General features: G+C 67.8%; 17 protein-coding genes. 14 read left to right on the top strand and 3 right to left on the bottom strand.

Annotated features, from left to right (window positions below; all coding sequences use genetic code 11):
• Positions 1–105 precede the first annotated feature (105 nt).
• The 8 genes from ABD678_RS00630 (at position 106) to ABD678_RS00595 (ending at position 10173) form a co-directional block, all read left to right on the top strand.
• Positions 106–3180, top strand: coding sequence for an efflux RND transporter permease subunit (locus ABD678_RS00630; RefSeq protein ID WP_344752677.1), 3075 nt, complete (start codon positions 106–108; stop codon positions 3178–3180).
• A gap of 115 nt (positions 3181–3295) precedes the next feature.
• The gene (locus ABD678_RS00625; protein WP_344752675.1) at positions 3296–4675 is read left to right on the top strand and encodes an ABC transporter substrate-binding protein; all 1380 of its coding nucleotides are present in this window, start codon (positions 3296–3298) and stop codon (positions 4673–4675) included.
• Positions 4676–4730: 55 nt separating this feature from the next.
• Positions 4731–5618, top strand: coding sequence for a carbohydrate ABC transporter permease (locus tag ABD678_RS00620; RefSeq protein ID WP_344752673.1), 888 nt, complete (start codon positions 4731–4733; stop codon positions 5616–5618).
• On the top strand, positions 5615–6451 hold the full coding sequence (locus ABD678_RS00615) for a carbohydrate ABC transporter permease (RefSeq protein WP_344752671.1): 837 nt from the start codon (positions 5615–5617) through the stop codon (positions 6449–6451). The genes ABD678_RS00620 and ABD678_RS00615 overlap by 4 nt, the downstream gene beginning before the upstream one ends.
• Positions 6452–6471: 20 nt before the next feature.
• Positions 6472–7623, top strand: coding sequence for a Gfo/Idh/MocA family protein (locus ABD678_RS00610; protein ID WP_344752669.1), 1152 nt, complete (start codon positions 6472–6474; stop codon positions 7621–7623).
• Positions 7620–8567: a dihydrodipicolinate synthase family protein gene (locus ABD678_RS00605; RefSeq protein WP_344752667.1), complete on the top strand. Its 948-nt coding sequence runs from the start codon at positions 7620–7622 to the stop codon at positions 8565–8567. The genes ABD678_RS00610 and ABD678_RS00605 overlap by 4 nt, the downstream gene beginning before the upstream one ends.
• Complete coding sequence (locus ABD678_RS00600; RefSeq protein ID WP_344752665.1) at positions 8564–9496, top strand: ROK family protein; 933 nt, start codon at positions 8564–8566, stop codon at positions 9494–9496. Before ABD678_RS00605 ends, ABD678_RS00600 begins: the two co-directional genes overlap by 4 nt.
• Positions 9493–10173 (top strand): N-acetylmannosamine-6-phosphate 2-epimerase, encoded by a 681-nt coding sequence (locus tag ABD678_RS00595; RefSeq protein ID WP_344752663.1) that lies wholly within the window; start codon positions 9493–9495, stop codon positions 10171–10173. The genes ABD678_RS00600 and ABD678_RS00595 overlap by 4 nt, the downstream gene beginning before the upstream one ends.
• Here the strand turns inward: ABD678_RS00595 and ABD678_RS00590 are convergent.
• Positions 10170–10919 (bottom strand): FadR/GntR family transcriptional regulator, encoded by a 750-nt coding sequence (locus ABD678_RS00590; protein WP_344752661.1) that lies wholly within the window; start codon positions 10917–10919, stop codon positions 10170–10172. The two genes, ABD678_RS00595 and ABD678_RS00590, sit on opposite strands and share 4 nt — an antisense overlap.
• Positions 10920–11067: 148 nt before the next feature.
• Here ABD678_RS00590 and ABD678_RS00585 point away from each other — a divergent pair, with 148 nt between their 5' ends.
• On the top strand, positions 11068–12042 hold the full coding sequence (locus tag ABD678_RS00585) for a DUF4862 family protein (protein WP_344752659.1): 975 nt from the start codon (positions 11068–11070) through the stop codon (positions 12040–12042).
• A 60-nt stretch (positions 12043–12102) separates the two neighbouring features.
• Here the strand turns inward: ABD678_RS00585 and ABD678_RS00580 are convergent, their stop codons facing one another.
• Positions 12103–13098, bottom strand: a complete 996-nt coding sequence (locus tag ABD678_RS00580) for an alpha/beta hydrolase (RefSeq protein ID WP_344753517.1) — start codon at positions 13096–13098, stop codon at positions 12103–12105.
• A 239-nt stretch (positions 13099–13337) separates the two neighbouring features.
• On the opposite strand from ABD678_RS00580, the gene ABD678_RS00575 reads away from it, so the two are divergent.
• The 5 genes from ABD678_RS00575 to ABD678_RS00555 all read left to right on the top strand — a co-directional run bounded on the left by ABD678_RS00575 (position 13338) and on the right by ABD678_RS00555 (position 19298).
• Entirely contained in the window at positions 13338–15251 is a 1914-nt protein-coding gene (locus ABD678_RS00575; protein WP_344752657.1) for a DEAD/DEAH box helicase, read from the top strand.
• A gap of 62 nt (positions 15252–15313) precedes the next feature.
• Complete coding sequence (gene kynA, locus ABD678_RS00570; RefSeq protein WP_344752655.1) at positions 15314–16168, top strand: tryptophan 2,3-dioxygenase; 855 nt, start codon at positions 15314–15316, stop codon at positions 16166–16168.
• A 63-nt stretch (positions 16169–16231) separates the two neighbouring features.
• Entirely contained in the window at positions 16232–17281 is a 1050-nt protein-coding gene (locus ABD678_RS00565; protein ID WP_344752653.1) for an amidohydrolase family protein, read from the top strand.
• Positions 17278–18495 carry a kynureninase gene (locus ABD678_RS00560; RefSeq protein ID WP_344752651.1) on the top strand — a complete coding sequence of 406 codons (1218 nt, stop codon included), beginning with the start codon at positions 17278–17280 and terminating at the stop codon, positions 18493–18495. The genes ABD678_RS00565 and ABD678_RS00560 overlap by 4 nt, the downstream gene beginning before the upstream one ends.
• On the top strand, positions 18492–19298 hold the full coding sequence (locus tag ABD678_RS00555) for a PaaX family transcriptional regulator (protein ID WP_344752649.1): 807 nt from the start codon (positions 18492–18494) through the stop codon (positions 19296–19298). The genes ABD678_RS00560 and ABD678_RS00555 overlap by 4 nt, the downstream gene beginning before the upstream one ends.
• Here ABD678_RS00555 and ABD678_RS00550 read toward each other — a convergent pair.
• On the bottom strand, positions 19295–20257 hold the full coding sequence (locus tag ABD678_RS00550; RefSeq protein ID WP_344752647.1) for a DMT family transporter: 963 nt from the start codon (positions 20255–20257) through the stop codon (positions 19295–19297). The genes ABD678_RS00555 and ABD678_RS00550 overlap by 4 nt on opposite strands.
• Between the last annotated feature and the right edge of the window lie 25 nt (positions 20258–20282).

Below are 20282 nucleotides of genomic sequence, written 5' to 3'. Positions count from 1 at the left end.
GGAGTACATCCGCCCGTACCACGGGTGGAATACTTCTTCTAGGCACGAGGTAGTGCGCCGCTTTCGTGCGCCGCCGCCGGCGGTTCAATCACCAGGAGATCCTTCGTGCATCTGCTTTCCGTCTTCAGCCTGCGCAACCGCGCGCTCATCGCCCTCGTGACGATCGTGGTCGGCGTGTTCGGCGCCCTCGCGCTGACTTCGCTCAAGCAGGAGCTCATCCCCTCCGTCTCCTTTCCGCAGATGGTCATCGTCACGAACTACCCCGGCGCTGCCCCCGAGGTCGTCAACGACGACCTGAGCACGCCGATCGAGACCGCCATCCAGGGCGTTCCGGGCCTCGAGAGCACGACCGCGACATCCACCTCCAACCTCTCCTCGGTGACCGCGGCCTTCACCTACGGCACCAACCTGGCGACCGCCGAGCAGAAGGTCCAGCAGGCGATCAACCGCATCAAGAACACGCTCCCCGAGAACTCGGACCCGCGCATCCTCACCGGAAGCATCGACGACTTCCCGGTCGTCCAGATCGCGGTCACGAGCGACCTCGACGCGAACGACCTGGCCGCCCTTCTCCAGTCGTCGACCCTCGTCGAGCTGCAGAAGCTCGACGACGTTCGCGAGGCGAGCCTGCAGGGCGCGGTCGGTCAGCGGGTGACGATCACCCCGGATGCCGCTGAGCTGCTCGCCGCCGGCCTCAGTGTGCAGGCCATCCGCGACGCCCTGAACTCGAACGGCGTGCTGCTGCCGGGCGGGTCGATCACCGAGGACGATTCGACGCTCACGGTGCAGTCCGGCTCCCGCATCCACTCCGTCGACGCCATCGCGGCGCTGCCCCTGCTCGGTTCGATGGCCGGCCCGCTCACGATCGCGGATGTCGCCGACGTCGAACTCGTCGACAACCCGGTGACGAGCATCTCCCGGGTGAACGGCGAGCCGGCGCTCACGATCGCCGTGACCAAGGCTCCGGATGGCAATACCGTCGCGGTCTCCCGCGCGATCAACGAGGCCATGCCCGGGCTCGAGGCGGCGCTCGGCCACAACACGACGTTCACCGTCGTCTTCGATCAGGCGCCGTTCATCGAGCAGTCGATCGACGCGCTCACGACCGAGGGGCTGCTCGGTCTCCTGTTCGCGGTCATCGTCATCCTGATCTTCCTGCTGTCGATCCGCTCGACCCTGGTGACGGCCATCTCGATCCCGGTGTCGGTGCTCATCACCTTCATCGGGATGCAGGTGACCGGGTACTCGCTCAACATCCTCACGCTCGGAGCGCTGACGATCGCGATCGGCCGTGTCGTCGACGACTCGATCGTGGTCATCGAGAACATCAAGCGACATCTGGGGCTCGGCGAGGAGAAGGCGAAGGCGATCCTCCTCGCGGTGAAGGAGGTCGCGGCGGCGATCACGGCATCCACCCTGACGACGGTCGCGGTGTTCCTGCCGATCGCGCTCGTCGGCGACATCACCGGTGAGCTGTTCCGCCCCTTCGCGCTCACCATCACGATCGCGCTCGGCGCATCGCTGTTCGTGGCGCTCACGATCGTGCCGGTTCTCGCCTACTGGTTCCTCGGTAACGTCAAGGCGCATAGACACGAGGGCCTCCAGAGTGCCGAAGACGAGCTCGCCAAGCCCACCCGACTGCAACGCGCTTATTTGCCGGTCATCCACTGGACCCTCAAGCGCCCCGCCATCACGATCGTCGTCGCCCTCCTCGTTCTCGGCGGCACGGGGGCGCTCATCCCGGGCATGACGACCAACTTCATCGGCGACAGCGGACAGAACACCCTCAACGTGACGCAGTCGCTGCCGCGGGGGTCGAGCCTCGACGCCCAGGATCGTGCGGCGACCAGGGTCGAGGATGCCCTGCGTGACATCGACGGGATCGAGACCGTGCAGCTCTCCATCGGCGGCGGAAGCGCGCTCGCGGCGGCATTCGGCGGTGGTGGGGGCATCACCTACTCGATCACGACCGACCCGGATGCGGACCAGGATGCGCTCAAGAACGACGTGCGCGACCGCCTCGACGAACTGAGCGGCGTGGGGACGGTCTCGCTCGCGAGGGCCGGGTCATCGTTCTCCTCCTCGGACATCGAGGTCAACATCACAGCGACCACGCAGGACGACCTGCGCACGGCGGCCCAGAATGTGCTCGACGCGGTGCAGGGTCTCTCGGTCACCGCCGAGGCCACGAGCAACCTGGCCGAGACGCAGCCCTACATCGCGGTGGTCGTCGACCGGGACAAGGCTGCGGAGGCCGGCTACAGCGAGATCGCGATCGGCGCCATGGTGTCGCAGGCCATGCAGCCCGCCCTCGCCGGCACCGCGGTCATCGATGACAAGACCGTGTCGATCTACCTGCAGACGGCGGATGCCCCAACCACCCTCGAGGAACTCCGCGACCTCCAGGTGCCCACCCGCACCGGCCCGGTCGCCCTCTCCGAACTGGCGAGCGTCGACCGGTCGGATGGCCCGGCGAGCATCACCACGATCAAGGGCCTTCGCGCGGCGACCGTGAGCGTCACCCCGAACCTGGCCGACGTCGGCACGGCATCCATCGCGGTACAGGAGGCGATCGACGGCATCGAGCTGCCGGCCGGAGCGACCACCGAGCTCGGCGGCGTCACCTCCCAGCAGGCGGATGCGTTCAGCCAGCTCGGCCTCGCTCTCCTGGCTGCCATCCTCATCGTCTACGTGGTCATGGTGGCGACGTTCAAGAGCCTGCGGCAGCCCTTGCTGCTGCTCATCTCCGTGCCGTTCGCAGCGACCGGGGGCATCATCCTGCAGGTGCTGTCGGGCGTTCCGCTCGGCGTCGCCTCGCTCGTCGGTGCGCTCATGCTCATCGGCATCGTGGTGACGAACGCGATCGTGCTCATCGACCTCGTGAACCAGTATCGGGAGAGGGGGATGAAGGTGGGCGATGCGATCGTGCACGGTGCGAGCCGACGCCTGCGTCCGATCCTGATGACCGCGCTCGCGACGATCTTCGCGCTGCTGCCGATGGCGATCGGGCTGACCGGGCATGGTGGGTTCATCTCGCAGCCGCTCGCGATCGTTGTGATCGGCGGGCTCGTGTCGTCGACGCTGCTCACGCTCGTGGTGCTGCCGGTGCTCTACTACCTCGTGGAGGGGGCGAAGGAGCGCCGCCAGGATCGTCGCGCCGCGAAGGTCGCAGTCGCCTGAATCTCCACGTCTGACGGTTCATTTCCCTGCGGATTCTTGTTGACATCGCCACCCATCACTGCGTAGGCTCATGCAAACGTCATACATCAGACGTCTTACGACCAAGGGAGGCATCATGTTCAACCAACGCAGCCTGAACGGTTCTGCTGGCCGGAGGAAGTGGCGGTATGCGATCGCAGCCGGCGCGGTCACCGCAGCTCTGGCGCTGACGTCCTGCAGCGCGGGTGGCGCACCTGAGGAGTCGGACACCGGGGAACTCTCCGGCGATCTCGTGTTCTGGTCCAGCTTCACCCAGGGCCCGCGCGCGGAGTACATGGAGAAGATGGCCGACAAGTTCACCGCTGAGCACCCGAAGGTGAACATCTCGATCGAGACCTTCAGCTGGGGCGAGTTCGAGACCAAGTGGACAACGGGGCTCGCTTCCGGCCAGGTTCCGGACATCAGCACGGCACTTCCGAACCAGGTGGTCGAGATGATCAACGTCGATGCGCTCGAGCCGGTCGATGACATCATCGACGACATCGGGCGCGACCGCTTCTCCGCGGCAGCCCTCAAGGAGGGGCAGAAAGATGGCAAGAGCTATTCGGTGCCGGTCTACTCCCACGCCCAGGTCATGTGGTACCGCAAGGACCTCCTTGCGGCGAAGGGCCTGGACGTCCCGACGACCTGGGACGAGTTCAAGGATGCGGCGATCGCCCTCAACGATCCGCCGACGACCTACGGTGCCTCGGTCCCGTTCGGCACGAACGACCTGATGGGCACCCGCTATCTGAACTTCTACGTTCAGTCGGCCGGCGGTTCGCTCATCGACGACAAGGGGCGGGCCGACCTGACCTCGAAGGCGGCGATCGACGGGATCAACTATTGGGTCGACCTCTACAAGGCCACGTCCCCCGAGGGCAGCATCAATTACAACGTCCTCGACCAGGCGACGCTGTTCTACCAGGGCAAGACGGCGTTCGACTTCAACTCCGGCTTCCACATCAGTGGCGTCGCTTCGGCATCGCCGGACCTGCTCGATGACATTGCCGCCGCTCCGCTCCCGCGCCTGAAGTCCGGGGACCCGGTCTACGGCGGAGAGACGTCGAACATCCCGCTCGTGGTGTGGGGCAACAGCGACAACAAGCGCGCAGCCAAGGTGTTCGTGGAGAGCCTGTACAACGACGCCGACTACATCGAGTTCATCCACTCGGTTCCCGGAGGCATGCTCCCGGCGCTGAGCGATATCGCCGACGACCCCGCCTACCAGGACAACGACATCCTCAAGCAGTTTGCGGATAGTGTCTCGGTCATCGAAGACGTCATCCCACTCGGGTCGGCGATCGGCATGGAGTCCGGCCCGACGGTCCAGTCCGGCATCATCACGAGCCAGGCCGTCATCGAGCACATGTTCCAGGACATCATCCTCAATGGCACGCCCGTCAAGGATGCCGCGAAGTCGGCGCAGGACAAGCTCAACCAGCTGTTCGTCGCTTCCGGGGTCTCGTTCAAGTAGCTGTTCAGGGACCGGCGGTCATCGGCCGCCGGTCCCGCCCTGCCAGGGGGATCATATGAAGGTACGCATGCAGCGGTCGGCCAGGATCTGGTTCGTTCTCCCCGCGATGCTCATCGTGCTCGCTCTGCTCGTCTACCCGGTCCTGTCGAGCATTTACTTCAGCTTCACGAACCGGAACCTGTTACGTACGGCCTATGAGTTCGTGAGCTTCCAGAACTTCTCCTTCGTGCTCTCCAATCCGGAATTCTGGAACGCGTTCACCAATTCCATCAAATGGACCGTCGGCTCTGTCCTCGGCCAGCTGCTCATCGGATTCTTCGCCGCACTGGCCCTGGAGAAGGTTCCGCGGCTCTCCGGGCTCTACAGGACACTCCTCATCATCCCGTGGGCGTTTCCGGCGATCGTGATCGGGTTCTCCTGGCGGTGGATTCTCAACGACGTCTACGGCTTCCTCCCGAACCTCCTCACGCAGCTTGGCTTCTCCGAGAGCAACGTGAGCTTTCTCTCCTCACCTGACGTGGTGTTCTGGATCGTCATCGGGATCAACATCTGGTTCGGCGCGCCGCTGTTCATGGTCAACATCCTCGCGGCGCTCAAGACCGTCCCGCGAGATCAACAGGAGGCGGCGCTCGTCGACGGGGCCAACATGGCCCAGCGGTTCTGGTTCATCACCCTCCCGCACATCAAGAAGGTCATCGGGCTGCTCCTCATCCTGCGCACCATCTGGGTGTTCAACAACTTCGAGCTGCTCTTCCTCATCACCGGCGGCGGCCCGGCGGGCCTGACGACGACGCTCCCGATCTACGCGTACCGCACCGGGTGGGGACTGCACCAGCTCGGCATGGCGTCCGCGGTGACGGTCCTCTTGCTGGTCTTCCTGCTCGCGGTGGCCGCAGTGGCGTTCCGTGTCATCAATCGCTGGGAAAGGATTCAGGCCCGATGACGAAAGCCAGAGTCTCCATCCGGCGGTTCACACTGCCCTACACCTTTCTGACCGCGCTGGCGATCACGGCCGCATTCCCGCTCCTGTGGATCGTTATCTCGTCGCTCAAGAGCGCCCCCGAGCTCGCACACGACCCGCTCTCGTTCTGGCCGTCCGCGCCGACGCTCGAGCACTACCGGCACGTGCTGTTCGACCTCGGCGCGCTCGGGAACCTCGGCAACAGCCTTCTCATCTCGCTGTCGACGACGGCGCTCACCATCGCGGCGAGCACGACAGCCGCATACGGGATCGTGCGCTTCTACCCCAAGGTCGGCCAGCGTCTCACCCAGCTGCTCATCAGCACCTACATGTTTCCGCCCATCCTGCTCGCCGTGCCCTACACGGTCATCATGATCTCGCTGGGTCTCGCCAACACCTATGTCGGCCTCGTGCTGGCCTACCTGTCGTTCTCGATCCCCTACGCGATCTGGATGCTGACGGCGTTCTATCAGACGGTACCGATCGAGATCGAGGAGGCGGCCTACGTCGACGGCGCGGGCCAGTTCCGCACCTTCCTCTCGATCGCCTCTCCGATCGTCCTGCCGGGAATCGTCGCGACCGCCATCTACACCTTCATCAACTCGTTCAATGAGTTCCTCTACGCGCTCCTGTTCATCAATTCGAGCGACCGGATGCCGATCTCGGTCGCGTTGTACTCGCTGAGCGGTTCGGAGGTCCTCGACTGGGGGGCCATGATGGCCGCCTCGGTCGTCGTCGTCCTTCCCTCGGTCGTGTTCTTCCTGGCGATCCAGAGGCACATCGCCGCGGGTCTGTCGGAGGGTTCGGTCAAATGACACTGCAGGAAGGGTTAGGGATGCAACAGATTCGATATGGCCTCGTGGGGGCCGGTTACTTCGGCTCCGCATTGGGCAGGGCGCTCGCCGCCCTGCCGGATGCGAGGGTGACCGTCGTGCACGACCCGCTCCATGCCGAGGCGCTCGCCTCCGAGCTGGGTGCTCGGGTGACCGAGTCGACGGAGGCGCTCTGCTCGGACCCCGAGGTGGATGCGGTCATCGTCGCGTCGCCGAACTGGGCCCACGTCGAACCGGTCATCCTCGCCGCGCAGAACGGCAAGCACATTTTTTGCGAGAAGCCCATCGCGCTCGGCTACGACGACTGCCTTCGCATGGTCGAGGCGGCCGATCGTGCCGGCGTGCTCTTCATGGCGGGGCACGTCATGAACTTCATGAACGGGGTTCGCAGGGCGAAGGAGCTCATCGCCCAGGGGGCGATCGGCGACGTCTTGTTCTGCCGCGCGGTGCGCAACGGCTGGGAGGAACCGCAGCCGGAGGTGACCTGGAAGAAGAAGCGCGAGCTTTCGGGCGGTCATCTCTACCATCACATTCACGAGCTCGATCTCGTTCAGTCGATCCTGGGCCCGGCGACCGAAGCCACCATGGTCGGCGGCAACGTCGCTCACAGGGGACCGCAGTTCGGCGACGAGGATGACCTGCTGGTCATCACGCTCGAGTTCGGCGGCCGGGCATTCGCCGCGCTGGAGTACGGATCGGCATTCCGCTGGCCCGAACATCATGTGCTCATCGAGGGCACCCTGGGCGCCATCCGCATCGACCTGCAGGACGTCGGCGTGGAGTTGCGTGCCCCCGGACGGCGTGAGTCCTTCCTGCTGCACCGCTCCGAGGCGGAGGATCGAGACCGTGCGCGCATCTACTCGGACAGCTCGATGGACGGTGCCATCATGTATGGCAAGCCTTCTCTCGTGCCACCCCTGTGGCTTCAGGGCGTCATCGAGGAGGAGTTGTCCTACTTCCATGGACTCCTCCTCGGCGGGGAGCCGCTTCCGGAGTTTGCGGCGCTCACCGACGGTTCCGCCGCGACGGCAGCGATCGCGACGGCCGACGCGCTGAGCCTCTCGTTGCGAGAGGGCCGCAAGGTGCGCGTGGCCGAGATCACCGGCGTAGACGGCGGGCGATCTCGCCACAGCGCAGGGGAGGAGGGGCGATGACCGCCGCACGGCTTCGGGGAGTCGTCCCACCGATCGTGACGCCGTTCACCGAGTCGGGGCAGGTCGATGTCGCATCGCTCGAACGACTCGCCGATCATCTCGTCGTCTCCGGGGTCCATGGTGTCTTCGTCCTGGGGTCGACCGGCGAGGTGGCCTATCTCGCCGACCGCGACCGCGCGCTCGTCACGCGCACGGTCGTGGCATCCGTTGCGGGGCGCGTTCCCGTTCTCGGTGGCGCGATCGACTTCACAGCCGCCCGTGTGCGAGACCAGGTCGCCTCCATCGTGGAGGCCGGTGTGGACGGGGTCGTCGTCACGGCGCCCATCTACGCCCTCAATGACACGGCGGAGCTCGAACGACACTTTCGCGACATCGCGGAGGCCGCCGGGAAGCCGGTCTACGCCTATGACATCCCGGCCCGCGTGAGGACCAAGCTCCCGGCGGACCTGCTCGTCAGGCTCGGCGCCGAGGGGGTTCTCGCGGGCGTCAAGGATTCTTCGGGAGACGACGTTGGATTTCGGCGGCTCGTCGCGGCGAATCGTGCGGCCGGCGCTCCTCTGAGCCTGCTGACCGGGCACGAGGTCGTCGTGGCCGGTATGCTCCTGCTCGGCGCCGACGGCGTCGTCCCCGGTCTCGCGAATGTCGATGCCGCCGGCTACGTACGCCTGTGGGAGTGTGCAAGCGCGGGCGACTGGGCGGGGGCCGAGCGTGAGCAGCGCCGTCTCGCGGACCTCTTCGAGATCACGGCGCAGGCGCGCGGTCTCTCGCCCGACGCCGCCGGAGTCGGCGCGTTCAAGGCGGCCATGCGCGCGCAGGGACTCATCGCGGGTGCGGGTATGGCATTCCCGGTCAGTGCCCTTTCAGCGGATGCAGTCGACCGGGTCGAGGCGATCACGCGTGCGGCGGGGCTGCCGATCGCCGTGCCTTTCGAGGTGTTGCAGTGACGATCGTCGGCGTGGATCTGGGGGGAACCAAGACCGCCGCTGCGATCGTCGAACCGGACGGCTCAGTGAGGTATCTGGCACAGATCGCCACGCCGGGGGCCGACGGAGCCGAAGCCGTGCTGGATGCCGTCGCCGGCCTCGTGCGTGACGTCGCGACGACATCCGGCGGGGAGCCTGTCGCGGTCGGGGTCGCTTCGGCAGGGACGATCGACCCGGCCAGCGGCGTCGTTCTGGCGGCGACCGACGCGATCGCATCGTGGGCAGGAACGGCCGTGGCGTCCGGACTCTCCGCGCGGCTGGGCGTTCCGGTGGCGGTGGAGAACGATGTCGCCGCCCATGCTCGCGGCGAGGCGCTGCACGGCGCGGCGCGGGGACAGTCCTGTGCTCTCATGATCGCCGTGGGAACGGGCGTGGGAGGGGCTGTTCTCCTCGACGGCGAGCCGCTTCGCGGCGCGCAGGGAGCCGCGGGCGCCATCGGCCATCTTCCGACCCCTGGCGCGGAGGGGATGCGCTGCGGTTGCGGCGGAACCGGTCACCTCGAGGCGATCGCCTCCGGACCGGCTCTGTACCGCCTCTACCTTGCCCTGGGTGGTGATCACAGCGTGATCGGAAGCCGGGCCGTCGTGGAGCGCGCGATGCGCGGCGAGGCGCTTGCCGCTTCGGCCGTGCGGATGTCGGCGCGTGCTCTCGGCGTGGCGGTTGCGGGGCTCGTGGCCGTGGTCGATCCCGGCATAGTGGTCATCGGCGGGGGCCTCGCCGAGGCGGGCGAGCTGTGGTGGCAGGAGCTCGAGTCGGCGGCTCGCGCCGGTCTCGTCGCCCCCGCACGCGACATCAGGATCGTCCCGGCGGCTCTCGGCGCGACGGCGGCGATCGTCGGTGCGGCCCACCGCGTTTCCGCACTGGTCGCTTCGCCAACGGCTGTCGCATGAGCACCGGAATTCTGGAGAGCCTGCGCGGCGGGCTCATCGTGTCGTGCCAGGCATATCCGGGCGAACCGCTGCGAGATCCGGCCATCCTGCGGCAGCTTGCGCTCGCGGTCGTCGAGGGTGGTGCGGTCGCGGTGCGGCTCGAGGGGCTCACGACCGTGCGGTTCGCGGCGGAGGTCGTGGACGTCCCCATCATCGGCATCGTCAAGGAGGGCCGGGGGCCGGTGGTGATCACTCCGACGGTCGACCGAGCTCTCGAGCTGGCCCGCGCCGGTGCCGACATCGTCGCCGTTGACGGGACGCGTCGGTCTCGTCCTGACGGTCTGGGACTGCGCGAGGTAGTGGAGAGGTTGCACGGTGAGGCGGGAGTGCTCGTCATGGCCGATTGCGGGTCGCTCCAGGATGCGCTCGCAGCCGAGGCGGCGGGGGCGGACCTGCTCGGAACCACGCTCGCCGGCTATAGCGGCGAACGCGCCCTGACTCGGGGCCCGGATCTCGAGTTGGTTCGGGAGCTCGCGTCGGAGTGCGGGAGCCCGATCGTGGCGGAGGGTCGCATCCGCACGCCGCACGAGGCACAGGCAGCTCTGCTGGCCGGCGCCTTCGCGGTATGCGTGGGTACCGCGATCACGCATCCGGCATCGATCACGCGCGACTTCGTCGACGGCCTGCAGGCCGGCTAGTGACGCCCGCTTCCATCTCCAGCGCCCTTCGCTCCGTCGAGGGCCCTTCGCAATGGTGCGTAGTGCGCGGTGATCGCCTCCCGCAGGCCGATCACGTCGCCGGCCTCCGCCGCTCGAAGGATGGAGCGGTGCGCCCGCGCTGTCTCGTCGAGTTCCCGGGCAGGGGCCAGGCCGAGCTGCGGGTAGACGGCGGTGTGCACTTCCCAGAACGCGGTGACGAGTTGCTGGATGAGCCGGTTGCCGAGCCGGGAGGCGAGCGCGGAATGGAACTCACGGTCGGCTTCGAGGAAGGGCTGTCCGTGGGCGCTCTTCTGCTCCATTTCCTCGACGAGAGTGTCCAGGTCCGGGTTGCTCGTTCCGACCAGCGAGGAGGCGAGGCTCTCGGCCATCGCAGTGTCGAGCGCCACGCGCACGTCGACCACTTCGCGCAGGGCCGCGAGATCATCGCCCGGACTCAGGATGCCGCGGAACACGAGTCCCTCGACGAGTGGGGCGAGGCTGAGCTGACCGACGAAGGTCCCGTGTCCATGTCGCACCTCGACGATGTCGAGGGCGGCCAGACGGCGCATGGCTTCGCGGACGCTCGAGCGGGATACACCGAGTGCGACGCAGATCTCGGTCTCGGTCGGGAGCATGTCGCCGGGGTGGAGCCGGTTGAGCAGGATGTAGTTCTTGATCTGCTGCGTGGTGGTCTCGGCGCGCGGTGCACTCGGGAACGCCACTCCTGCCTCAGCGGAGCTGACCATCGACTGACCCCCTGCCTTTGGGCAAGAGTAACACGTCTGACGTCAGATGTGATGCACTCCTCCGCGGATTCGTGGGCGAAGGGATATTTGGCGGGACATCGAACAGTATGACGAATCTTCCGACGCTGCAGAAGGGATGCGAGATGCCATGGGCCTGATCGTCGGAGCGTATGCCGCCTCGCCTGCTCACGCCGTGTGGGACCCGGCCCTCGAGGGCGAGTTCTTCGCCGGTCTCGGCGGGTTGTCCGGTATCCGGGGTCTCGAGCTTCCCTGGCTGGGCAGTGTGCATCCGCACGACGACGCCTGGCTGCTCGACAACGTGCCCAGACGGTTCGAGAACGTCATCACCGACATCGGCGCCACGGTGAAGGCCCTTTCCCACGACCGTGGATTCGGGCTCGCGTCGACCGACGCCGATGGTCGATCGGCGGCCATTGCCATGGCCAGGAGGCTGTGCGACGACGTCCGCAGGATCATGGATGGCGTCGGTCCCGCCTCTGTCCTCGCGGTCGAGCTGCATAGTGCCCCGCTCGCCCACTCGGGCAGCGCGGATGCGCTGGCCGCATCACTGGCCGAGGTGGCCTCGTGGGACTGGGCCGGAACGGCCCTCGTCGTCGAGCACTGCGATGCCGAGGTGGCGGGGCGGCTTCCCGAGAAGGGTTACCTGTCGCTCGAGGCGGAGCTTCGCGCCATCCGCCTGAGCGGTGTCGACATCGGTATGTCGCTCAACTGGGGGCGTTCCGTCATCGAGCTGCGGGATGCGCAGCGTGTCGTCGAGCATATCGATGCCGCCGTCGACGCCGGGGTGCTCCGCGGGCTCATCTTCTCCGGCGCTGCGGCGACGGCCTGTGCTTTCGGTCCCGCGTGGATCGACGCGCACCTTCCGCCGGCGCCGACCGTTTACTTCCCCTCAGGGGAGCGAGCATCGCTCTTGACATTCGACCATGTGCGAGAAGGCATCGGGCGGGCCGGGTCGATCGACTGGCTTGGCTTCAAATTCGGAGTCCGGCCCGAGTCGGCCGGAGTCGAGGAGCGGATCGCGATGGTCGCGAATGCCGTACGGGGAATCGGGTCACCGGCAGACCGTCCATCGAGTCAGGCGCACCCATTAATCGTTCCCTGAGAAGGCCACGAACCTCGCTGCAACCGCTGCCTGACGAGCTGATCCTTACCCCGCCGTTCCTCAGGGAACGGGGTCTGCCGCAGCGACCGGCGGCGTCACGCCCAACTTCGCGCGCAGGAAGCTCGCGATCCGCGTTCTCATCGCGTCATCCAGCAGGGCGATCGAGTGGAGCGAGCCGTCGACCGTGACGAGTGTCGCCTCGACGTCGTTGGCGCGCAACCGCTTCACGAGATCCTCGGACTGTGCAAGCGGAATGAGTTCGATCGTCGAGTTCGCGACGAAGAACGGCGGATCGGTGTCATCGACCGCGTAGAGGGGCGACGCCTGCTCGGCGACGGCGCAGGTGACGAGCGACTCGCAGCCGAGGTACTGGGCGGTGATGGCCTGGAACGCGGAGTCGACACCAGTGCGCTCCGCCCCTTCCGCCGTGAGGTCGGTCGGCCCGCTGAGGTCGACCACGGCCGAGACCCGGGATCCGACATTCCACTCGTCGTCTCCTTCGAGGCCGAGGAGGGCGACGAGGTTGCCTCCCGCGGATCCGCCGAAGGCGCCGATGCGGTCGGGATCGATGTCGAAGCGGGTCGCCTGATCGGGCTGGCGGATCCAGCGCACGGCCGCGCGGACATCCTCGATCTGGGCCGGGAAGACGAACAGGGGCGCGAGCCGGTAGTTGATCGAGAACGCGACGAAGCCTTCGGATGCGAGCCACTCGCAGACGCTTCGCCAGTGCGGGCTCGCCTTGTCCCCGGCGCGCCAGCTGCCCCCGTGGACGACGAGCACCGCGCGGCGAGGCCCGGCCGTCGACGGTGTCTCCTGGCGCTGGCGGCAGACATCCAGCAGGAGTGGTTCACTCCCTGCGACCCCGTACTGAACGTCCTCGGTGACCTGGATGCCCGGATACTCCAGCGGCTGCGGGTTGGCGAAGGACCCGTCGGCGGACAGGTGCTCGGAGGCGCCCGTCTGCCCGCATCCGGCGAGGATGATGGCCAGGGCGAGTGCGCCGAGGGCGACGGCTCCACGATGTCGGCCGTTGCGGGGTCGGATGGTGCAGAACATGTCCCGCACAAACGTAGCCGTTTGCGGCGCGATCCTGTAGTGTTGGTCGGTCGGCTCTGGACATCGCTGCTCTCAGCGAATGGGTTTGTAAGTCTGGTGGGCCGGTTCCCCTGATGTCTCCATAGGCATCCGTTCGTCGGGGGAAATCACGTATGTGAAACGGTCCTGGCCAAAGACTGCCCGGGTTCCCGCAGGTGCGCAGTCACCTGCCATGCAATCGAAACAACCCGGAAAGAATCATGTCCAATTTCAAGAAGACTCCTGCGCGCACCACGCGCTCCGCTGCGCCGACCCATAAGCCGGGCAGCAAGAGCCCGAAGCATCGCGGGTATCGCCCCGCCGAGGCCACGGCCGCTCCGGCCAAGAAGCGCTGGAACGCTGAGGACCGCGCCAAGCGCGCCGAGGCGCCCCGCGCCGACCGCGCCGACCGTCGCCCCGACTGGCAGCCGGGCGGCACCAAGCCCCGCCGCTCTTCCTCTCGGGTCGAGCCTGTCGAGACCCGCCCCCGTCGTTCCTCTTCTCGGGTCGAGCCTGTCGAGACCCGCCCTCACCGCTCGAACGCCGATCGTCCCGAACCTCGTCGGTCGAGTGCCGAGCGCGGTTCGGCATACCGAGACCAGCGCCCCGCGCGGGACGACCGCCCGCAGCGCGCCGACCGCCCGCGTTACGATCGTGCCGAGCGTCCGCAGCGCGCCGATCGTCCACGTTACGACCGTGCCGAGCGTCCGCAGCGCGCCGATCGTCCACGTTACGACCGTGCCGAGCATTCCGAGCACCGTCGGCCCGGCGCCGATCGTCCTGCCCGCGACCACCGTGACCAGCGCCCGCGCCGCGACGACCGCCCGCTGCGCGACGACCGCCCCCGTCGCGACTCCGACTTCTATCCGAAGCGCGATGGCGCGGCGACCCGCGAGGGCCGCTTCACCGCCCACGAGGACGTCGTGCTCGAGCGCCTCGAGGCCGACGCGATCCAGGCATCCGATGTCGTCGGCGTGACCTTCGCCGACCTCGGACTCGGCGCCAACATCGTGCGTGAACTGAGCACTCTCGGCGCCGACTCGCCGTTCCCGATCCAGGCGGCCACGATCCCCGACGTGCTCAAGGGCATGGATGTCCTGGGCCGCGGCAAGACCGGCTCCGGCAAGACGATCGCCTTCGGCGCACCGCTCGTCGAACGCCTCATGGAGAACGGCGGAGGCAAGGGCCGCAAGCCCGGCCGCAACCCGCGCGCGCTCATCCTGGCCCCGACCCGCGAACTGGCCCTGCAGATCGACCGCACGATCCAGCCGATCGCGCGCAGCGTCGGCCTCTTCACGACCCAGATCTACGGCGGCGTTCCGCAGCATCGCCAGGTGACGGCGCTGCAGCGCGGCGTCGATATCGTCATCGGGACGCCCGGTCGCATCGAGGACCTCATCGAGCAGGGTCGCCTCGACCTCAGCGACGTGACCATCACGGTGCTCGACGAGGCCGACCACATGTGCGACCTCGGGTTCCTCGAGCCCGTGCAGCGCATCCTGCACGAAACCGCGCCGGACGGGCAGAAGCTGCTCTTCTCGGCCACCCTCGACAAGGGTGTCGCTTCGCTCGTCGACGAGTTCCTCGTGAACCCGAGCGTGCACGAGGTCGCCGGTGAGGACCAGGCGAGCTCCACGATCGACCACCGGGTGCTGCTCATCGAGCAGTCCGACAAGCGCGCGATCATCGAGAAGCTCTCGTCGGGTCGCGGCAAGACCCTGATCTTCGCCCGCACCCGGGCGTTCGCCGAGCAGCTCGCCGATGACCTCGACGACGCCGGCATCCCCGCGGTGAGCCTGCACGGCGACCTCAACCAGGCACGCCGCACGCGCAACCTCGAGAAGCTCACGAGCGGTCGTGTCTCGGTGCTCGTGGCCACGGATGTCGCCGCGCGCGGCATCCATGTCGACGACATCTCGCTCGTGATCCAGGCCGACCCGCCGGACGAGTACAAGAGCTACCTGCACCGCGCCGGTCGTACCGGTCGCGCAGGCAAGGCGGGAACCGTCGTGACGCTCGTGAACAGTCGCCGCCGTCGCAAGATGGATGAGCTGCTCGGTCGCGCCGAGATCTCGCCTCGGTTCGACCACGTTCGGCCGGGGGATGAGCTTCTGGAGAAGCTCGCCGCCCTCTGATGACCCGAGAGCAGTAGTACAAAATCATGGCGGCCGTCGCGAATTGGTAATAGTGTGTCGGCATGTCCGACGCAACGACGCACGAACGTGCCATCGAGTCCGAGATCGTCACCGACTTCAAAGACAAGATGAGTTACGGGTCCTACCTGCAGCTCGACCGCCTGCTCTCGGCCCAGGTGCCCATCAGCGACCCGGAACACCACGACGAGCTGCTGTTCATCATCCAGCATCAGACGAGCGAGCTCTGGCTCAAGCTCATGCGTCACGAACTGCTCTCGGCGCGCGACCTCATCGCGAACGACGAGCTGCAGGTCGCGCTCAAGCGCATCGCCCGGGTCAAGCACATCCAGCGCCAGCTCACTGAGCAGTGGTCGGTGCTCGCGACGCTCACGCCCCCCGAGTACGCGCAGTTCCGGGGGTTCCTGGGCAACGCATCCGGGTTCCAGTCGTACCAGTACCGCGCGGTCGAGTTCCTGCTCGGCAACAAGAACGCGGGGATGCTGAGGGTCTTCGAGTCCCACCCTGAGGCCCACGAACTGCTCGAGACGCTGCTTCACGAGCCGAGCGTCTACGACGAGTTCCTGCGTTACCTCTCCCGGCACGGGTTCGACGTGCCGGCGAGCGTGCTCGAGCGGGACGTCACCCAGGGCTACAGATTCACCCCCGAGCTGGTCGACACGTTCAAGGTCATCTACGGCAATCCCGAGGAGCACTGGCTCGCCTACGAGACCTGCGAGGAGTTCGTGGACCTCGAGGACAACTTCCAGCTGTGGCGGTTCCGGCATGTGAAGACGGTGCTGCGCATCATCGGGACGAAGCGCGGAACGGGCGGATCGAGCGGCGTCGACTTCCTGAAGCGGGCGCTCGACCTCACCTTCTTCCCGGAGTTGTATGCGGTGAGGACCGAGATTGGGTAGGGGCATGTCAGGCGGCTCCCTTCGTGACAGGCCTTCGGCCTTCCTCAGAGAGCGGGTACCGCGATGATCGCGTTCACGGTCGACGACTGCTGGCTCGATGGCTGGCGCGGACGCACCACGCTCGTCGCCGATGACGAGGGATTTCGTCGAGCACGGGGAAGCGACCCGAAACCCGAAGCCCACCTCGCCGGCACCGTACTCCCCGGGTTCCGCGACGCGCACGTGCACCTCGGGCTCGTCGACGGGACGGAACTGCTCGCCGGCGGCATCGCCGCGGTCGACGACTTCGGCTGGGAGCTCGACCTCGCCCGCACCTGGCCCTCCGCGTCCGGCTTCCCGCGGGTGACCATCGCCGGCCAGCTTCTCACCGTCCCCGGCGGTTACCCCACGGCCAGCGGATGGGCGCCGCCCGGCGCCTCCTGGGAGATCGCGGCCCCTGACGATGCCCCTGCCGCCGTCGACCGCCAGCTCGACGCCGGGGCCGCCTTCATCAAGATCGCCCTCAACGCGGATGCCGGCCCGGTCCTCGACGACGCCACCCTCGCACGCGTGGTCGAGCATGCCCATGCGCGCGGGGTCACCGTCGCCGCCCACGCCCAGGGGAAGGGCCAGGCCGCCCGCGCCTTCGCGGCGGGCGTCGACGTGCTCGCTCACGCTCCGTGGAGCGAACGGCTGAGCGACGAGCTGCTCGGCGCAATGGTGGCCGGCGCGACGGCAGCCGGTGCGATGACGGCTCGCCCGATGACCTGGGTGAGCACCCTCGACATCCACGGCTGGGGCGCCCGGGACGCCGACTTCGTCGTGGCAAGCGACAACGTGCGGCGGTTCCATGCTGTCGGGGGTCGCATCCGATATGGAACGGACCTCGGCAATGGACCGCTCCCGGTCGGAATCAACGCTCGCGAGCTGCTCGCACTCGAGCATGCCGGCCTCGGGCTCGACGCGCTCGCCGCCGCGATCGCGCCCGCCGCCCCCGGTGCCCCGAACGGCTTCGGCCGCCACCTCAGCGTCATCTCCGCCGAGGGGGCCCCCGACCGTGCCACCGACCCCGCCGCCTGGCTCGCCACCGCCCGCCTCATCGACCACGACCGACTGAAGGAGCATCTCCGATGACCGAAGCCCGCGCCCGAACTCGCGCCCGGCAGCTCGACACCGCGGACCCCCTCGGCAGGTTCCGCGACGAGTTCATCCAGTCGCCGGATGTCGTCGCCTACCTCGACGGCAACTCGCTCGGTCGACCGACGAAGAAGAGCGCCGACCGCCTCACCGGGTTCGTCACAGGGCAGTGGGGTGCCCGCCTCATCCGCGGATGGGACGAGAGCTGGTATGAACTGCCGCTCACGGTCGGCGATCGCATCGGCGAGGTCGCCCTCGGTGTAGCACCCGGCCAGGTCTTCATCGGCGACTCGACGACGGTCATCCTCTACAAGCTCATCCGCTCCGCCCTCGACGCGAGGCCGGGCCGCAGCGAGATCGTGGTCGACACCGACAACTTCCCGACCGATCGTTTCATCCTGCAGGGCATCGCCGCCGAGTGCGGCATGACGCTGCGCTGGGTCACGCCAGAACCGGATGCCGGGGTCACCCCCGAACAGGTCGCCGCCGTTCTCGGCCCCGACACCGCGCTCGTCGTGCTCAGCCACGTCGCCTACCGTTCCGGGTTCCTCGCCGACGCCCCGGCCATCACCGCGCTCGCCCACGACGCCGGAGCGCTCGTGCTGTGGGACCTCTGCCACTCGGTCGGCTCTGTGCCGGTGGAACTCGACGCCTGGGGGGTGGACCTCGCGGCGGGGTGCACCTACAAGTACCTCAACGGCGGCCCGGGTTCACCCGCGTTCGGCTACGTGAGGGCCGAGCATCAGGACTCATTCCGCCAGCCGATCCAGGGCTGGATGGGCACGAGCGAACCCTTCGTCATGGGGCCGGAGTACGAGCCCCACGCCGGCATCCGGAGGTTTCTGAGCGGCACCCCCTCGGTCGTCGGCATGCTCGCGATGCAGGACATGCTCGACCTGATCGCCGAAGCGGGGATCGCGGCCATCCGGGCGAAGTCGCAGGAGCTCACCGCGTTCGCGACCGACCTCGTCGACGAGCTGCTCGTTCCGCGTGGGGTCGCGTTCTCCTCGCCACGCGATCCGGAGCGGCGCGGCAGTCACGTCACGATCGACCATCCGTCGTTCGCGGAGGCCAACGCTCGGCTGTGGGCGCGGGGGATCATCCCCGACTTCCGCCGCCCGAACGGCCTGCGTCTCGGGCTCTCGCCGCTCACCACGAGCTTCGCGGAAGTCGAGCTCGGTGTCGAGGCGATCGCTGCGGAGTTGCGATGATCCTCGACGACTTCGACTCGCGCCCCGGCAGCGCCACCTCGCTCCTGCGCACGATCATCGGCTCCTACCTGCGGGGCCTCGGCGGCTGGGTGTCGATCGCCGAGCTCATCCGGCTCATGGATGCCGTGGGCGTGAACGCCGCACACACCCGGACCGCGGTTCTCCGCGTCAAGGCGAAGGGCCTGCTGCTCCCCGAGCGCAGGGCCGGGCTGAGCGGCTACCGTCTCAACCCGGATGCCGTCCCCATGCTCGAGCGCGGCGACCGGCGCATCTTCGGGTTCCGCCAGCAGCGCGACGGCGGCGCGTGGTGTCTCCTCTCCTTCTCCCTGCCGGAGAGCGAGCGCGCGGCACGACACCAGTTGCGCAAGCGCCTCGGCTGGATCGGCTGCGGTACGGTCGCGACCGGCCTGTGGATCTGTCCCGCGTTCCTCACCGACGAGGTGGAGGAGATCCTCGCCGACCTGAACCTGCGGCAGGCGGCGACCGTGTTCATCACCGACACTCCCCAGCCGGCGGGCTCCCTCGCGGATGCCGCCAGCCGCTGGTGGGACCTCGATGCGATCGCCGGCCTCCACACCTCCTTCATCGACTCCTTCGACGGATGGGGCCCCGTCGACGACCAGCGAAGCGCCTTCACGGGCTACGTCGCCGCGCTCGACCGCTGGCGCATCATCCCCTACCTCGATCCGGGCCTGCAGCCCGCCGCGCTACCCGCCGACTGGCCGGGTTTCCGCAGTGTGTCACTCTTCGACCGTCTCAAGTGGGAGCTGGCGCCCGCGGCCGACCGGTTCGTGCACGGTTAGGCCAGGGCGAGCATCCCGGCGGCGACGAGTGCGAGCACGAGTCCGACGACCTGCACGGGGGCGATGCGCTCGCGCAGCACGATGGCCGCGAGGATGATGGTGCCGGCCGGGTAGAGGGCCGTGAGCACCGACATGACCGTGAGTTCCCCGATCCGCAGGCCGAAGAGCAGCAGAGCGTTCGCGGTCGCGTCGATCGCGCCGCAGGCGACGGCGACCCAGAAGCCGGCCCGCCACCCTGGGCTGAGCATGCCGACGGATTCCGCCACGTCGCCGGTTGGGCGTTCCTCTCCGGTCGAGCTTGTCGAGACCGCCGTCGGCTCGCCGGGTCTCGACAAGCTCGACCGGAGAGGAGTGCGCCTCCGCGTCGCGACGAGCGCGAGCACTCCGATGACCGCGAACATGACGAGGCCGTTGACCGCCCGGTTGGCGATGAGGGGGACCAGGCCCGAATCATCCGGGGTCAGGTCGATGAGGATGAGGAACGCGCCGATCATGGCACCGGAGCCGATCGCCATGAGGAGTGCCTTGAGGCTGGGCCGCACCGCCCCCTGCTCCTTCACGAAGCCGACGAGCACGACTGCGACGAGCGCGATCCCGATGGCGACGTACCCGAAGACCGGGAGGCGCTCGCCGCGGAACACCCCCGCCATGAGCGGGACGAACGCCGACACGAGTGCGGTGAGCGGCGACAGGATGCTCATCGGTCCGATCGCCAGGCACGCGTAGAGCAGGGTGATCGCGATGGCGCCGGTGACCCCGGAGATCCCGCCATAGAGCATCGCCTCGAACGACCAGCGGCCGCCGATGAGCGGCGCGGCGGCGAACAGGATGACGAGCCCGGATGCCGCCCCGATCGCCGTCACCCGGATCGGGCTCATGCGCTTCGAGGCGATGCCGCCGAGGAAGTCGGCGGAGCCGTAGACGAGCGCGGCAGTGACGCCGATGATGACGGTGAACATGGAAAACCAATCGGAGACGGAAATT

Source organism: Leifsonella bigeumensis, assembly GCF_039537265.1.
GTDB lineage: Bacteria > Actinomycetota > Actinomycetes > Actinomycetales > Microbacteriaceae > Terrimesophilobacter > Terrimesophilobacter bigeumensis.
Note: the sequence above shows the minus strand (reverse complement) of the source record. Positions and strands in the feature narration are given on the sequence as shown.

Coding starts and splice junctions, on each gene's coding strand:
- ABD678_RS00625 (WP_344752675.1), top strand. CDS start 3,296: ATGTTCAACCAACGCAGCCTGAACGGTTCTGCTGGCCGGAGGAAGTGG.
- ABD678_RS00620 (WP_344752673.1), top strand. CDS start 4,731: ATGAAGGTACGCATGCAGCGGTCGGCCAGGATCTGGTTCGTTCTCCCC.
- ABD678_RS00615 (WP_344752671.1), top strand. CDS start 5,615: ATGACGAAAGCCAGAGTCTCCATCCGGCGGTTCACACTGCCCTACACC.
- ABD678_RS00610 (WP_344752669.1), top strand. CDS start 6,472: ATGCAACAGATTCGATATGGCCTCGTGGGGGCCGGTTACTTCGGCTCC.
- ABD678_RS00605 (WP_344752667.1), top strand. CDS start 7,620: ATGACCGCCGCACGGCTTCGGGGAGTCGTCCCACCGATCGTGACGCCG.
- ABD678_RS00595 (WP_344752663.1), top strand. CDS start 9,493: ATGAGCACCGGAATTCTGGAGAGCCTGCGCGGCGGGCTCATCGTGTCG.
- ABD678_RS00590 (WP_344752661.1), bottom strand. CDS start 10,919: ATGGTCAGCTCCGCTGAGGCAGGAGTGGCGTTCCCGAGTGCACCGCGC.
- ABD678_RS00585 (WP_344752659.1), top strand. CDS start 11,068: ATGGGCCTGATCGTCGGAGCGTATGCCGCCTCGCCTGCTCACGCCGTG.
- ABD678_RS00580 (WP_344753517.1), bottom strand. CDS start 13,098: ATGTTCTGCACCATCCGACCCCGCAACGGCCGACATCGTGGAGCCGTC.
- ABD678_RS00575 (WP_344752657.1), top strand. CDS start 13,338: ATGTCCAATTTCAAGAAGACTCCTGCGCGCACCACGCGCTCCGCTGCG.
- kynA (WP_344752655.1), top strand. CDS start 15,314: ATGTCCGACGCAACGACGCACGAACGTGCCATCGAGTCCGAGATCGTC.
- ABD678_RS00565 (WP_344752653.1), top strand. CDS start 16,232: ATGATCGCGTTCACGGTCGACGACTGCTGGCTCGATGGCTGGCGCGGA.
- ABD678_RS00560 (WP_344752651.1), top strand. CDS start 17,278: ATGACCGAAGCCCGCGCCCGAACTCGCGCCCGGCAGCTCGACACCGCG.
- ABD678_RS00555 (WP_344752649.1), top strand. CDS start 18,492: ATGATCCTCGACGACTTCGACTCGCGCCCCGGCAGCGCCACCTCGCTC.
- ABD678_RS00550 (WP_344752647.1), bottom strand. CDS start 20,257: ATGTTCACCGTCATCATCGGCGTCACTGCCGCGCTCGTCTACGGCTCC.